The organism is Nocardiopsis alba (assembly GCF_000710955.1).
Taxonomy (GTDB): domain Bacteria; phylum Actinomycetota; class Actinomycetes; order Streptosporangiales; family Streptosporangiaceae; genus Nocardiopsis; species Nocardiopsis alba.
This window is the reverse complement of sequence record NZ_BAZE01000008.1, coordinates 140,279-154,281: the sequence shown is the minus strand read 5'-3', so window position 1 is coordinate 154,281 and position 14,003 is coordinate 140,279. Positions and strand designations below refer to the sequence as shown.

The 14,003-nt window shown below is 69.2% G+C and carries 11 protein-coding genes; 5 read left to right on the top strand and 6 right to left on the bottom strand.

Annotated elements, in window-relative coordinates; all coding sequences use genetic code 11:
* Window positions 1–35: 35 nt before the first annotated feature.
* Together TR33_RS16160 and coaA are read right to left on the bottom strand one after the other, a co-directional pair.
* On the bottom strand, window positions 36–2,168 hold the full coding sequence (locus tag TR33_RS16160) for a HelD family protein (protein WP_042283901.1): 2,133 nt from the start codon (window positions 2,166–2,168) through the stop codon (window positions 36–38).
* Window positions 2,169–2,360: 192 nt separating this feature from the next.
* Window positions 2,361–3,266 (bottom strand): type I pantothenate kinase, encoded by a 906-nt coding sequence (coaA, locus tag TR33_RS16155; protein ID WP_042284016.1) that lies wholly within the window; start codon window positions 3,264–3,266, stop codon window positions 2,361–2,363.
* Window positions 3,267–3,598: 332 nt separating this feature from the next.
* On the opposite strand from coaA, the gene glmS reads away from it, so the two are divergent.
* Window positions 3,599–5,452: a glutamine--fructose-6-phosphate transaminase (isomerizing) gene (gene glmS / locus TR33_RS16150; protein ID WP_081536471.1), complete on the top strand. Its 1,854-nt coding sequence runs from the start codon at window positions 3,599–3,601 to the stop codon at window positions 5,450–5,452.
* An 86-nt stretch (window positions 5,453–5,538) separates the two neighbouring features.
* On the opposite strand, the gene TR33_RS16145 is transcribed toward glmS, so the two are convergent.
* Both TR33_RS16145 and TR33_RS16140 read right to left on the bottom strand, forming a co-directional pair.
* Window positions 5,539–5,898: an STAS domain-containing protein gene (locus tag TR33_RS16145; RefSeq protein WP_014908948.1), complete on the bottom strand. Its 360-nt coding sequence runs from the start codon at window positions 5,896–5,898 to the stop codon at window positions 5,539–5,541.
* Between the two features lie 150 nt (window positions 5,899–6,048).
* Window positions 6,049–6,600 (bottom strand): ATP-binding protein, encoded by a 552-nt coding sequence (locus tag TR33_RS16140; protein WP_017533271.1) that lies wholly within the window; start codon window positions 6,598–6,600, stop codon window positions 6,049–6,051.
* Between the two features lie 285 nt (window positions 6,601–6,885).
* Here TR33_RS16140 and TR33_RS16135 point away from each other — a divergent pair, with 285 nt between their 5' ends.
* Complete coding sequence (locus tag TR33_RS16135; protein ID WP_014908428.1) at window positions 6,886–7,812, top strand: Sco1979 family transcriptional regulator; 927 nt, start codon at window positions 6,886–6,888, stop codon at window positions 7,810–7,812.
* A gap of 434 nt (window positions 7,813–8,246) precedes the next feature.
* Window positions 8,247–8,480 (top strand): DUF397 domain-containing protein, encoded by a 234-nt coding sequence (locus tag TR33_RS16130; protein WP_014912955.1) that lies wholly within the window; start codon window positions 8,247–8,249, stop codon window positions 8,478–8,480.
* 229 nt (window positions 8,481–8,709) lie between these two features.
* On the opposite strand, the gene TR33_RS16125 is transcribed toward TR33_RS16130, so the two are convergent.
* Window positions 8,710–10,053 carry a KamA family radical SAM protein gene (locus TR33_RS16125; RefSeq protein ID WP_017533270.1) on the bottom strand — a complete coding sequence of 448 codons (1,344 nt, stop codon included), beginning with the start codon at window positions 10,051–10,053 and terminating at the stop codon, window positions 8,710–8,712.
* A gap of 434 nt (window positions 10,054–10,487) precedes the next feature.
* Between TR33_RS16125 and plsX the strand changes: the two genes are divergently transcribed.
* Complete coding sequence (plsX, locus tag TR33_RS16120; protein ID WP_017533269.1) at window positions 10,488–11,570, top strand: phosphate acyltransferase PlsX; 1,083 nt, start codon at window positions 10,488–10,490, stop codon at window positions 11,568–11,570.
* A 22-nt stretch (window positions 11,571–11,592) separates the two neighbouring features.
* Here the strand turns inward: plsX and TR33_RS16115 are convergent, their stop codons facing one another.
* On the bottom strand, window positions 11,593–12,024 hold the full coding sequence (locus TR33_RS16115) for a protein-tyrosine phosphatase family protein (RefSeq protein ID WP_017533268.1): 432 nt from the start codon (window positions 12,022–12,024) through the stop codon (window positions 11,593–11,595).
* Window positions 12,025–12,154: 130 nt separating this feature from the next.
* Here TR33_RS16115 and argS point away from each other — a divergent pair, with 130 nt between their 5' ends.
* The gene (argS, locus tag TR33_RS16110) at window positions 12,155–13,900 is read left to right on the top strand and encodes an arginine--tRNA ligase (protein ID WP_042283899.1); all 1,746 of its coding nucleotides are present in this window, start codon (window positions 12,155–12,157) and stop codon (window positions 13,898–13,900) included.
* Window positions 13,901–14,003 lie beyond the last annotated feature (103 nt).

Sequence of the window (14,003 nt, the reverse complement as noted above, 5' to 3'; positions counted from 1 at the left end):
CCCCCGAAAGAGGCCCGACGCGTCCGGGGGATCGGTCAGACGAGCTGCTCCGGGAGGGGGCGGGCGTGGACCACGTGCAGGGAACCCACCGCGCGGGTGAGCACCACGTACAGCCGGTTGGCCCCGCGTTCCTCGGCCTCGACGATCTCGGCGGGTTCGGAGACCACCACCGCGTCGAACTCCAGACCCTTGGCCAGGCTCGCGGGGACGGCGACCAGACGGGCGCCGTCCAGACCGACCTCGCCGATCGGGGGTGCCTCCACCCCCTCCGCCGCCAAGGCCTCGCACAGCGCGGGGAGTCGGTCGTCGGCGGCGATCAGCCCCACCGAGCCGTCGCCTTCGAGCGCCTCACGACAGGCCCGGGCCAGGTCGGCGCTCCGCTCCTCCTCGGTGGTCGGTACGACCCGCAACGAGCCGGGAGAGCGGCGCACCGCGACGGGTGCGCCGAGCCCCGGGGCGATGGTCGGCAACAGCCCGGCCGCGAAGTCGATGATCTGAGCGGGGACCCGGTAGCCCCGGTCCAGGACGTGCAGGTGGCCATCGGGCCTGCCCAGGTGCTCCAGCAGGGTCGACCAGTGACGCGCCGCCGACGGGTCGGTCCCCTGGGCGATGTCGCCCAGCACCGTGAACGAACCGGAACCACCGCGCCGGCCGACCGCCCGGCACCGCATCGGGCTCAGGTCCTGTGCCTCGTCCACGACCACGTGCCCCATACCTGAGGGCCGTTCGATCAGTGAGGCGGCCTCGTCCACCAGGGTCAGGTCCTCCTCCGACCATCGGGCGGACTTGGGCCCCCGGGGTTTGCCCGGCAGCAGCAGAGCGGCCTGTTCCTCGGGGTCGAGCAGCCCCTCGGCCGCCCGGGCCAGCCGTTCGGGATCGGTGAGCAGACCGAAGACCATCCTGAGCGGGTCGACCTTGGGCCACAGGGCGGTGACCGCCGCACGCACCGCCGGATCCCGACGGACCCTGGTGTGGGTGCGGTCGTCGCAGACCTCCCCCTCGGACTCCATCAGGGTGAGGAGTACGTGCGCCATGCGGTGCGAGAGCAGTTCGCGGCCGGAACCGTAGGAGATCCCTCGTTCGGCCAGTTCGGTGAGGAGCGGGCGCACGTCCTCGGGGTAGAGGCGCCATCGGCGCGCTCCCCTGCGGACCACGATCGTCTCCTCCGGTGAGCGCAGGTGGGACCACAGGTCGCGACGGAGGATCTCGGCCATCACCGCCGAACCCTTGATCCGCGCCGCGCTCGGGGTCTCCGTGCGTCCGACCCACCCCTTGGCGGGACGGGAGCGTTCGGGAAGATCCCGGGTGATGAGCTCCAGGACGGTGGTCTGGTGGACGTCCACCTCGCCCAGGGCGGGGAGCACGTCGCGGATGTAGGAGAGGAAGGAGCGGTTGGGTCCGATGATCGCCACCCCTGAACGGGACAGGCGCGCGCGTTCGGTGTAGAGCAGGTACGCGATGCGGTGCAGGCCCACGGCGGTCTTACCGGTGCCCGGAGCACCCTGGACGCACAGGGTGGTCTCCAGCGGGGCGCGGACCAGGTCGTCCTGCTCGGGCTGGATGGTGGCGACGATGTCGCGCATGGGACCGGTGCGGGGGCGTTCGATCTCCGCGTCGAGGAGCGTTCCGCCGACGCCGTCGCCCTGCCCTCCCCCGAGGAGGTCCTCGTCCTCGAAGGCGGTCAGGTGGCTCTCGGGCTCTCCGTCGGGGCCGGTCGTGGTGGTGAAGCCGTAGCGACGCCGGGAACGCGTGAGCATCCGGTCGGCGGGGGTGGCCCGGTAGTAGGCGATGCTGATCGGCGCCCGCCAGTCCAGGACCATGGGGCGGCCCTCGGGGTCGTGCACGTGGCGGCGGCCGATGTGGATCCGGTCGTACTCCTCGTCCGGCCTCACGTCCTCCTCCAGGAAGACGGTGCCCTGGTCGAAGTCCAGGCGACCGAAGTACAGGGGCGCGTCGGGGATGTCGGACAGCGCGGCGAGGCGGCGTTCCCGACCGCGGCGCAGGGCGGCGTCGGTGACCTTGTCCTTGACGACGTCGCCGAAGAGCAGCTCGGTGGCGTCGACCTCCTCGCGCATACGGCGAAGGGCGGCGCGCGCGGCGGCCAGATGACGGCGTTCGGCGACGAGTTCGGGGTTTTCGGGCGCGATCGTGGGATCGGTGGCGGTCATGAAGGACCTCGGATGTCGGCGGGACAGGACGCGGCTTCGCGCGTACGCGCGGTCCCGCCCCGGTCGCCGTGAAGGCCCGGTTCGTTCCGATCCATGAGCGCGTACAAGACCCCGTGGGGTGACGAGGCCGAAGGAGAAAGCCTACCCGAACGGGCGGGGGCCGCCCGTTTCGTCGCCTTCGTCGCCCTCTGGTCAGGTCTTGCGCAGACGGACCCGGCTGACCCGGTGGTCCTCCCCCTTGAACAGGACCAGTGTGGCGCGGCCCCGGGTGGGTCGGATGTTCTCCACGAGGTTGACCTCGTTGATGGTGCACCAGGTATCGGAGGCGAACCCCAGCGCCTCCTCCTCGCCGATCGTCGTGGCCATGTGGTGGAAGTAGGAGCGGGGGTCGGAGAAGGCGGTGCGGCGGAGTTCGAGGAAGCGGTCCAGGTACCAGTTGCGGACGTTCTCGACCTTGGCGTCGACGTAGATGGAGTAGTCGAAGAAGTCGGCGACGGCCAGGCGTCCGGCCGTCGCGGGCTGGAGGACGTTGATGCCCTCGACGATGAGGATGTCGGGGCGGTGCACGGTCTGACGCTCGTCGGGGACGATGTCGTAGTGCAGGTGGGAGTAGACGGGGATGTCCATCCGGTCGGCGCCGGCCTTCATCTCCGAGACGAAGCGGACCAGGGCCCGCCGGTCGTAACTCTCGGGGAAGCCCTTGCGGCGCATGAGGCCGCGCGACTTCAGGACCGCGTTGGGGTACAGGAAGTTGTCGGTGCTGACCAGCTCGACGTCGGGGTGGTTGGGCCACTGGGCGAGCAGTGAGCGCAGGAGCCGGGCCGTGGTCGACTTGCCCACGGCGACACTGCCCGCGACCCCGATGATGAACGGGGAGGGCCGCCCGGTCTCCCCGAGGAAGGCGCGCACGGCGGCGTGTCGCTGTTGGGTGGCGCCCACGTAGAGGTTGAGCAGCCGTGACAGCGGCAGGTAGATGTCCCTCACCTCCTCCAGGGAGGTGGGGTCCTTGGTCCCGCGAAGCTCGTTGAGGTCGGCTTCGGTGAGGGATAGGGGCGTGGAGGCGCGGAGCGCGGCCCAGGCTGTGCGGTCCAACTCCACGTAGGGCGAGGAGAAGCCGTTCTTCGTCGCGTGAGACACGGTTGACCACCCTAGACGAGCCGCCCTCCCACTCCGGGCGGACGGTCCCCCATTTTCCCGACTGAAGCCGGAACGTGCCCGAAACCACATGTTCGTCCGCATGTCGGCGAAGGTTTTTTCGCCCGCGCCGAGCCGGGTAGAACCGGTTCCACTCGTGGTCTCGACCAGCGGCCCCACCTGCGTGGTCTACCCCCCATACACCAAATGGTCTATACCGTTACCTGGGAAAACAAGCAGTGGTATGACACGCTGGTTGGTCGATTCGCCCACCCTTTTCGCTTACGCTGTCGGCCATGTGCGGAATCGTTGGCTACGTCGGGCCGCAACCGGCGCTCGAGGTCGTCGTGGACGGCCTGGCAAGGTTGGAGTACCGCGGATATGACTCCGCGGGTGTGGCCGTCCTGGGCGACGGTGCCCTGAGCACCGAGAAGAGGGCGGGCAAGCTCGCCAACCTTCGGAAGGCCTTGGAAGAGAACCCCGTGACCGGCGAGGGCGCCGGCATCGGGCATACCCGTTGGGCCACCCACGGTGCCCCCAACGACGTGAACGCCCATCCTCACGTCGACAACGGCAACCGTGTGGCGATCGTCCACAACGGCATCATCGAGAACTTCGCCGCCCTCCGGCAGGAGCTGGAGGAGGAAGGCTGCAAGTTCCTCTCCGACACCGACACCGAGGTCGCCTCGCACCTGCTCTCCGTGGAGCTGGGACGCCGGGGCGACGGTGACCTGGCCGGCGCCATGCGCGATGTGTGCAAGCGTCTGGAGGGCGCCTTCACCCTGGTCGCCGTCTCCACCGACGACCCCGACCTGGTGGTCGCCGCCCGCCGCAACTCGCCGCTGGTCGTCGGCCGAGGCCAGGGTGAGAACTTCCTGGCCAGCGACGTCGCCGCGTTCATCGCCCACACCCGTGACGCCATCGAACTGGGCCAGGACCAGGTCGTGGAGCTGCGCGCCGACTCCGTGGTCGTCACCGACTACGACGGCACGCCCGTCGAGGTGAACGAGTACCACGTCGACTGGGACGCCTCCGCCGCCGAGAAGGGCGGCTACGACTACTTCATGCTCAAGGAGATCGTCGAGCAGCCGCGCGCGGTCGCCGACACCCTCCTGGGCCGCGTCTCGACCGACGGCCGGCTCACCCTCGACGAGATGCGTCTGACCCCGGAGGAGCTGCGCACGGTCGAGAAGATCGTCATCATCGCGTGCGGCACCTCCTACCACGCGGGCCTGATCGCCAAGTACGCGATCGAGCACTGGTGCCGGGTCCCGTGCGAGGTGGAGGTCGCCAGCGAGTTCCGCTACCGCGACCCGATCCTGGACCAGCAGACCCTGGTCATCGCGATCTCCCAGTCCGGCGAGAGCATGGACACCCTGATGGCGGTCCGCTACGCCCGGGAGCAGCGCGCCAAGGTCCTGTCCATCTGCAACGTCAACGGGTCGACCATCCCGCGCGAGTCCGACGGTGTGCTGTACACGCACGCCGGCCCGGAGGTCGGGGTGGCCGCCACCAAGACGTTCCTCACCCAGCTCGCCGCCTGCTACCTCGTCGGCCTCTACCTGGCCCAGGTCCGCGGGCTGAAGTTCGGCGACGAGATCAACGCCGTCATCGCCCAGCTCGCCACCATGCCCGAGCAGATCGAGAAGGTCCTGGACACGGTCGAGCCCGTCCGTGAACTGGCCCGTTCCCTCGCCGACGCGAGCACGGTGCTCTTCCTCGGACGCCACGTGGGCCACCCGGTCGCCATGGAGGGCGCGCTCAAGCTCAAGGAGCTGGCGTACATGCACGCCGAGGCGTTCGCGGCCGGCGAGCTCAAGCACGGTCCGATCGCGCTGATCGAGGACGACCTCCCGGTCGTCGTCGTGGTCCCCTCCCCGAAGGGGCGCGGGGTGCTGCACGACAAAATCGTGTCGAACATCCAGGAGGTGCGCGCCCGCGGCGCCCGCACCATCGTGATCGCGGAGGAGGGCGACGAGGCGGTGCGTCCGTACTCCGACGTGCTCATCGAGATCCCGGCGGTGCCGACCCTGCTCCAGCCGATCGTCGCGACGATCCCGATGCAGGTGTTCGCCTGTGAACTGGCCCTGGCCAAGGGCAACGACGTGGACCAGCCGCGCAACCTCGCCAAGAGCGTGACCGTGGAGTAGGGCTCACGTCCTCGAGGGGCGGGGCGTGTCGGGCGGTACTCCGCCGGGCGCGCCCCGTCGTCGTTCGGCCCCTCTCGGGGGGCCGTTCAGGACAGCGCGTGGGTGACGTGCGTGGCCCGGGCGGCCTCGGCGTCGGGGTGGGTCGGTAGGAGGTCGTTGAGGTCGAGGACGTCCAGGATCCGACGGAGCTGCCCGGGAGGTCCGGCCACGAGAAGGTGACGACCCAGGCCGGTGGCCAGACGCGTCGCCCCGACCAGGGCGTTGACCCCGGAGGCGTCGATGAACCCGACCTCGGACAGGTCGACGACCGTACAGCTCTCCAGGACCGCCTCACGCAGACGGACGTAGGCGTCCTCGGCCGTGGCGATGTCGATCTCGCCCTCCAAGCGCACGACGGCGAGACCATCGCACGGGAAGCGCTCCCGGTCCGAGTCCAGTACGGCCACGCCTTACTCCCGCTGTTCGGGGTCTGTGGGGATCCTCTGTCGCTGTCGGGCAAATACCGACATGCACCGACAGCCTACTCGGGTCGAAGGCCCGAGCCGTGGATCCCCGCCCCCGAGCGCGCTCCGTTCCCTGGGGAGGGGTGTTCCCGGTCAGCGTGGTTCGGAACCGCAGATCGCCCAGACGACCTTGCCCTGTCCCGCGACGGTGCTCCAACCCCATTCTCGACTGAACGCGGCGACCAGGCCGAGCCCTCGTCCGGATTCGGCGAACCGGTCCGTCGGCGCCTGGGCGGGCCCTCGGGTCTCGGGGTCGGAGACCATGCAAACGACGGCGTCGATGGAGGGGAGCGGACGGAGCTGGAGGAGGACGCGTGTGCGTGAGGGGATTCGACCGGTGACCGCGTGGCGGCAGGCGTTGCCGACGAGTTCGGAGACGATGAGGCCGAGGTCGTCGGCGGCCGCGGGCATCCCCCATTCGGCCAGGCAGGCGACCGCGAAGCGACGGGCCCGGCTCACCGAGGTCGGGACCGCGGCGTAGGCGTGACCGGCCATGCCGACCCCGAGGGTGCCCTCGTCGATCCGCAGGTTCCCGAGTGAGGGATCCCACCAACCTCCCGGGACCGCCTTGGAGGCCTCCGCCGGGGAGGGGGGGTCCCAGGATGCCCCGGCGGCCGGTTCCAGGGGCATCAGCTCTACGTTCATCACTGTCCTCACGGGTGATGTCGGTTCACGCGTCCACCGCCTCCGTGCCCCTGCGTGCCTTACAGACGTAAGACACAGATGCACGTGCAGCTCAACGTTCGGCAACCCTATAGGACGAACTCCCCCCATCGGTAGGGGGCGACTCGAAGAATTCACCTCCGTTACCGGAGATGCGAAGAAGGGGACCTTGGACCTTCGGTGAAACGGGTCCGAGTACCGTTCGAGAGGGAACTCCGTAGGTATACTGAGCCGCCGCTCACGCCAATACCGCTCTAGGGAGGCGAAGTGGTAGCCGATCCGATACAGAACCACCAGGTCACACAGGATTTTCTGGCCAATTCCAGTGGTGGCCCGACCGTTCTGCGCATTCTGCTGGGCACCCAGCTCAGGCGGTTGCGCCAGGAGAAGGGTATTTCCCGGCACGACGCCGGTTACGCGATCCGCGCCTCCCACGCCAAGATCAGTCGAATGGAGTTGGGCCAGGTCAGTTTCAAACATCGCGATGTCGATGACCTGCTGAAACTCTATGGAGTGGATGATCGCGAACAGCGAGAGGCACTTCTCGGGCTGATCTCCAGCGCCAATGCCCAGGGCTGGTGGCACCAGTACGGCGACGTACTGCCCCACTGGTTCGGGGTCTACGTCGGCCTGGAGGAGGCCGCCTCGATGATCCGCACCTACGAGGTGCAGTTCGTCCCCGGCCTGCTCCAGAGCGAGGACTACGCGCGCGCCGTCATACGGCTCTCCCGCACGGCCACCTCCGACGAGGACGTCGACAGTCGAGTGCACATGCGCATGCATCGCCAGCGCCGCCTGACGATCGAGAACGACGCCGAGAACACCGCCCCTCGGCTGTGGGCCGTGATCGACGAGGCGGTCCTGCACCGCCCCTACGGGAACGCCCGGGTGATGCGCGGCCAGATCGAGCACCTCATCGAGATGTCCCGCCGCCCCAACGTCACGATCCAGATCGCCACCTTCGCCATGGGCGGCCACCCGGCGGCCGGCGGCCCCTTCAGCATCCTGCGCTTCCCCACACCGCAGCTCCCCGACGTGGTCTATCTGGAGCAGTTGAACAGCGCGCTGTACTTCGACAAGTTCGACGACACCAGCGGCTACGCGCAGACCATGGACCACCTCGCCACCCAGGCCCCGCGCCCCTCCGACACCCAGGGCATCCTCGAGCGCTTCCTGGAGCTCCACCGGGACTGATCCTCCCGACACCGCGATCCCCACGGCCCCGGCTCCGACCGGGGCCTTTCGTCGCACAGAGGTCGACACCTTCTGTGATCGTTCGATCACCCTGAGCTCTGGACATCGACTTTCACCGTGTCCACCTTTGGCCACGAGTGGAGAACGATCCAAGAACACCCGGCCATTCTCGCAACACGAAAACCCGCGATGACCTGGCCTTTCACCCTGTCTCCCCTTATGGGGTGCACATGAGTTTTTACTGATGCAATCACGGATGCACGTGCATGAGCTACGCTGTGGGCTCGGAAGGAGACAGAGGACCACCCTGGAAGAAGCGGACCGATTCTCGGACGAGACGTCCGGCCATGGTGGCCCGGCCCTGACGGGCACGGCGTGCTGGAGCCATCGTGGACACCCGCTCACCAGTCCCCCGAAGTTCCAGGAGGTTGAGGATGCACCCGATCTACAACGGCGTTCCCGCCGACCGGCTGCAGGTCACATGGACCAAGAGCAGTTGGAGCAACCCGGACGGGAACTGCGTCGAGATCGCCACCCTCCCCGACGGGGACATCGCGGTCCGAAACTCCCGCGACCCCGAGGGCCCCGCGCTCGTCTACACCTCCGCCGAGATAGAGGCCTTCGTACGAGGGGCCAAGACGGGCGACTTCGACGCCCTCCTGGGCTGACCTCGTACGAACCACAGACCACAACGGAAAAAACGTGTGTGCGCCGCCGGCCGCGCGGTCCACTCCCGTCCTGCGACGGCCACCTTCCGTCCACGGCGCTCACACGCAACGGGGCCCGGCACCAACCAGGTGCCGGGCCCCGTCTGTTCTCCATGGCCCGCGCCCAAGGGGCGGCGCGGGAACGGCCCCGGCCGCCGTAAGGGGCGGCGGACGGGACCTCGGACCCGGCCTACAGGCGAGTGGGGTCCACCAGGCCGTTGTCTCCGACCGGGGCGTTCTCCCACGGGAAGTGGGTGGCGCCCAGGGCCGGCTGAAGGTCGAACAGCCAGGCCGCCTTCTCGTCGTACTTGGCGAAGAAGGGCTTACCCACCAGCTCCGGGTCGCGCGCCTGGATGAAGTGGAGGACGAAGACCTTCTCTCCCGCGATCTCCGTCACGCCGTCCACGCACACCTTGCCCGGGGTCGCCGACATCGACGGGCCTCGGACGGTCCGGGCCAGGCCCGAGACCTTCTGGTAGGCACCGCGGAAGATGTCGTAGGCCTCGGCCAGCGGCACCGCGAAGTAGTCCTGCGGGCCGGTGTCGCGCTCCACGAACATGTAGTAGGGCACCATGCCGTGACGCAGGTGCGTGCGCCACATGCTCTCCCAGGTCGCCGAGTCGTCGTTGATCGTACGGATCAGCGGCGCCTGGGTGCGGATGACGGCGCCCGTGGCGCGGATCCGACGCACGGCCTCCTGCACGAGCTCCGGACGCATCTCGTTCGGGTGCGAGAAGTGGGCCATGAACGCGAGGTTCTTGCCCGACGCCACGACCTTCTCGAACAGACGGAGCGTGTCCTCCGCGTCCGGGTCGGTCGTGAAGCGCTGCGGCCAGTAGGCCAGCGCCTTGGTCCCGATACGGATGGCCTCGAGGTGCTCGATCTCCAGCAGCGGCTCGATGTAGCGGGAGATGACCCCCTCGCCCATGATCATCGGGTCGCCACCGGTGAACAGAACACTGGTGACCTCGGGGTGCGAACGCACGTACTCGACCATCTGGTCGATCTCGCCCGACGCGAACTTCAGGTCGGCGTCGCCGACGAACTGCGCCCAGCGGAAGCAGTAGGTGCAGTACGCGTGACACGTCTGCCCCTGCTTCGGGAAGAAGAGCACCGTCTCCTTGTACTTGTGCTGGATCCCCGGGATGGGCTCCTCGTTGCCCAGCGTGGGCACGTTGAGGTCCATCTGGCCCGCGGGGTGCGGGTTCAGCTTGGCGCGCACCTGGTTGGCGGCCTCGTTGAGCTCCTTGCGCCCGGCGCCGGAGGTCAGCAGGTCGGCGATCCTGGAGACGTCCTCGTGGGGCAGCATGTCCGCCTGCGGGAAGACCAGGCGGTAGATCGGGTCGTCCGGAGCGGCGTCCCAGTCGATGAGCTCGTCGATGACGTAGCTGTTGACGCGGAACGGCAGCACATGCGCCACCGCCTTGACCGCGAGCCGCTCATCGGCGGGGAGCCCGGCTCGCGCCGTGAACTCGTCGAGGTGTTTCGTCGTGTAGGCACGAAACCGACGTCCGGCGGACGGGCCCTGTGCCACGTCTGGCGTAACGCTCACGCCTCTCCTCTCCTGCGGTAGACAGGGGCCCTCCGGAGAAGGAGGGCAGCCCTGATCCGGGGACGCCGGCATACGGGTACCGGGCCACCCGGGGATGGAAATTCGGTTATGTCCTGTGCACGGAGTAGCCCGAACACCGGAACCAGCGAGCGGATATACCCCGACTAGGGGATTTGTACCCATCTCACGCAAAGTCCAGCTCTGACCTGGACATACTGGAAGTATCCTCGCATGAGTGTACGAACGCGCCACACACGGACGTGACGAGGGCGACGCGATAACGTGGCGACACCCCACTCGAAGGCACCCTGGAAAGGGAGCGCGCGGCCCGTGCCCACGCCCCCTCCGAGCCGCGTGAACGGGTGTCCCGTCACCTTCCCCGGACCACCGATCCACCCTGTGAGAAAGCGACCGAGATGAGTGGCACATCCGACCCGGACCTCCCCGCTCCGCTCACGTCGTCGCCGATCATCGCGGTGGACGCCATGGGCGGCGACAACGCGCCCGACGAGATCGTGCGGGGGGCCGTGACCGCCGTCCGCGAACACGGCCTGAAGGTCCTGCTGGTGGGCAGACGCACCGAGATCGCCGCCCTGCTCGCCGAGGAGGGCGCCCTGCGCGACGTCCCGGTGGTGCACGCCGAGGACGAGCTCGCGATGCACGAGGGGGCCCTGGCGAGCTGGAGACGCCCCCGTTCCAGCGCCGCGGTCGCCTGTCGTCTCATCCGACGCGGCGACGCCGACGCCCTGGTCTCGGCCGGGTCCACCGGGGGCATCGTGGCCACCTCGACGGTGCGCCTGCGGACCCTGCCCGGCGTACTGCGCCCCGCACTCGCGGTGACCCTTCCCACCCTCCCCACCCCCACGATCCTGGTGGACGCCGGCGCCAACGCCGACGCCAAACCGGAGATGCTCGTCCAGTTCGCCCACCTGGGCTGCGCCTACGCGCGGACCGCTTTCGGGATCGACGCCCCCCGTGTGGGCGTGCTGACCATCGGCTCGGAACCCGGCAAGGGCAACAAGCTGATCCGACGCACCGTCGAACTGCTCTCCGCCGCCGCCGAGGGGCCGGAGGGCATGGACTTCCGGGGCAACGTCGAGGGACACGACCTGCTCGCCGGACGCGTGGACGTGGTGGTGACCGACGGGCACACCGGCAACGTGGCGCTCAAGACCGTCGAGGGCACCGCCGAGTTCACCCTGAACGCCGTGAAGGAGGCGCTGACCTCCTCCCCCCTGGCCAAGGCGGGGACGGTCCTCCAGCGCGGCGCCCTGCGCAGGATGCGCGACCGCTTCGACAGCGAGACCTACGGCGGAGCCGCCCTGCTGGGCCTGAACGGCACGGTGGTGATCGCCCACGGGGACAGCCACCCCACCGGTATCGCCCAGGCCTGCCGGCTCGCCCACGACCTGGCGCGGGGCCGGGTCGACGAACAGGTCCGCCGGCGTGTGCAGCACCGCGCCCCGAACTGGCTCCACCGCCGCGGCCAGTCGGAGTGACCACCGACCGTTCCGGCCCGCCTCAGCCCTCGAAGGCCCTCACGTAGGCCTCCTGCTCGGGGGTCTCCACGGCCGCCGCCGAGTAGTGTTCGCGCACGTAGGCGACCGCCTCCTCCGCGGGCACTCCGTCGAGGACGGCCAGGTGGGCCAGCGCCGTACCGGTACGCCCCCTCCCGCCCAGGCAGGCCACCTCGACGCGCTCCGTGCCCGCCCGCTCCAGGGCCTCCCGGAATCGGGCCGCGGCGTCACGATCGTCGAAGGGCAGTCCGAAGTCCTCCCAGCGCACCCACCGGGACACCCAGGGGACCGTCGGCGGTTCCTGGTCCAGCAGATACAGCGCGAACCCCGGGCGCGGCCCCTCGGGGAGCGGGAGGGCCAACGCCCGACCTCGCACCAGCCGCCCCGAGGGCAACGTCATCACCCCGGGAGCGTCCGGATCCCAGTGTTCCTCCATGGACTCTCCCTTCTTCGGCCCTCCCCTGTTCCGGGGCGGGGGATCGCGGCCTCCATCCCTCGTGGAGTCCGCATCGTGTCCTCCCTCATATCAGTAGGGACAGGTGTTGCCGGTCGGTAGGCTTAGAGGTATGGCCGACCCGCAGGAAGTACTCTCGCGACGGGTCCAGTCCGCCCTCGGCGCCGCCTTCGGCCCCGAGTTCGCCGACACCGACCCCGTCATCCGCCCGTCCCAGTTCGCCGACTATCAGGCGAACGCGGCACTCGCGCTCGCCAAGCGCCTGGGCCGTAAGCCCCGCGAGGTCTCCGCGGCGATCATGGAACATCTGGACGTGTCCGACGTCTGCCGTGACGTCGAGGTCAGCGGTCCGGGTTTCATCAACCTGACGCTCCGCGAGGACTGGATCGCCGAGCAGGCCGGTCGCCTCCTCACCGACGACCGTCTCGGCGTGCCCGAGCAGGAGCGCCTGAACATCCCGATCGACTACTCCGCGCCCAACGTGGCCAAGGAGATGCACGTCGGTCACCTGCGCACCACCGTGGTCGGCGACTCCCTCGCCCGTACCCTGGAGTTCCTGGGCCACAACGTCGTCCGGCAGAACCACATCGGTGACTGGGGCACCCCCTTCGGCATGCTCATCGAGCACCTGTTGGAGGTCGGCGAGGCCTCCGACGAGGCCGACCTGCTCACCACCGACCCCAACGCCTTCTACCAGGCGGCCCGCAACAAGTTCGACGCCTCGGGCGAGGGCCAGGACGACTTCGCCGCCCGTGCCCGGCGCCGGGTGGTCGCCCTCCAGGGCGGCGACGAGGAGACGCTGCGTCTGTGGCGCAAGCTCGTGGGTCTGTCCAAGGTCTACTTCAACCGGGTCTACACGAAGCTGGGCGTGACCCTCACCGACGAGGACCTCGCCGGTGAGAGCGGCTACAACGCCATGCTCGCCGACGTGTGCGACGAGTTGGAGAGCAAGGGCATCGCCGAGATCAGCGACGGCGCCCTGTGCGTGTTCCTCGACGGCTTCACCGGCCGTGAGGACAAGCCGGTGCCGCTGATCATCCGCAAGAGCGACGGCGGCTACGGCTACGCGACCACGGACCTGGCCACCGTCCGCTATCGGGTGGACGACCTCAAGGCCGACCGCATCCTGTACGTGGTGGGCGCCCCGCAGGCCATGCACTTCAAGATGGTCTGGGCCACGGCCCGCAAGGCCGGCTGGCTGCCCGAGAGCGTGGAGACCACGCACGTGCAGATCGGCAACGTGCTCGGGAACGACGGCAAGATCCTGCGTACCCGCAGCGGCGCCCCGGTCCGGCTGATGCAGCTCTTGGAGGAGGCGGTCGAGCGGGCCGCCGCGGTGGTCGCCGAGAACCGTCCCGACCTGGACGCCGAGAGCCGGGCGGAGATCGCCCGCAAGGTCGGCATCGGCGCGGTGAAGTACGCGGACCTGTCGGTCTCGCACGACACCGAGTACGTGTTCGACTTCGACCGGATGCTGGCGCTGACCGGCAACACCGGCCCCTACCTTCAGTACGCCCAGGCCCGGATCCGTTCCATCTTCCGTAAGGGAGAGGTGGACCCGGCCCGGATCGAGGGTCCGATCACGGTCTCCGAGCGCGCCGAGCGCGACCTGGCCCTCAAGCTGCTGGGCTTCGGCGCCGTGGTGGAGCAGGTCGGCGACCTCCTCCAGCCGCACCGCCTGTCCACGTACCTGTTCGAGCTGGCGCAGACGCTCACCGCGTTCTACGAGCACTGCCCGGTGCTGACCGCCGAGACCGACGCCGAGCGGGAGTCGCGGCTGGCCCTGGTCGCCGTGGCCCTGCGGGTGCTGGTCCGGGGTCTGGACCTGCTCGGTGTGGAGGCCCCCGAGTACATGTGATCGAGGTCACCATTGGGAGGGTCGGGGCGTTAGCTCCGGCCCTCCCGGCCGTCCGGAGAGGCTCCGGAGGGTGTTCGAGGCGAGTCGAATGTCTCGCGAACGA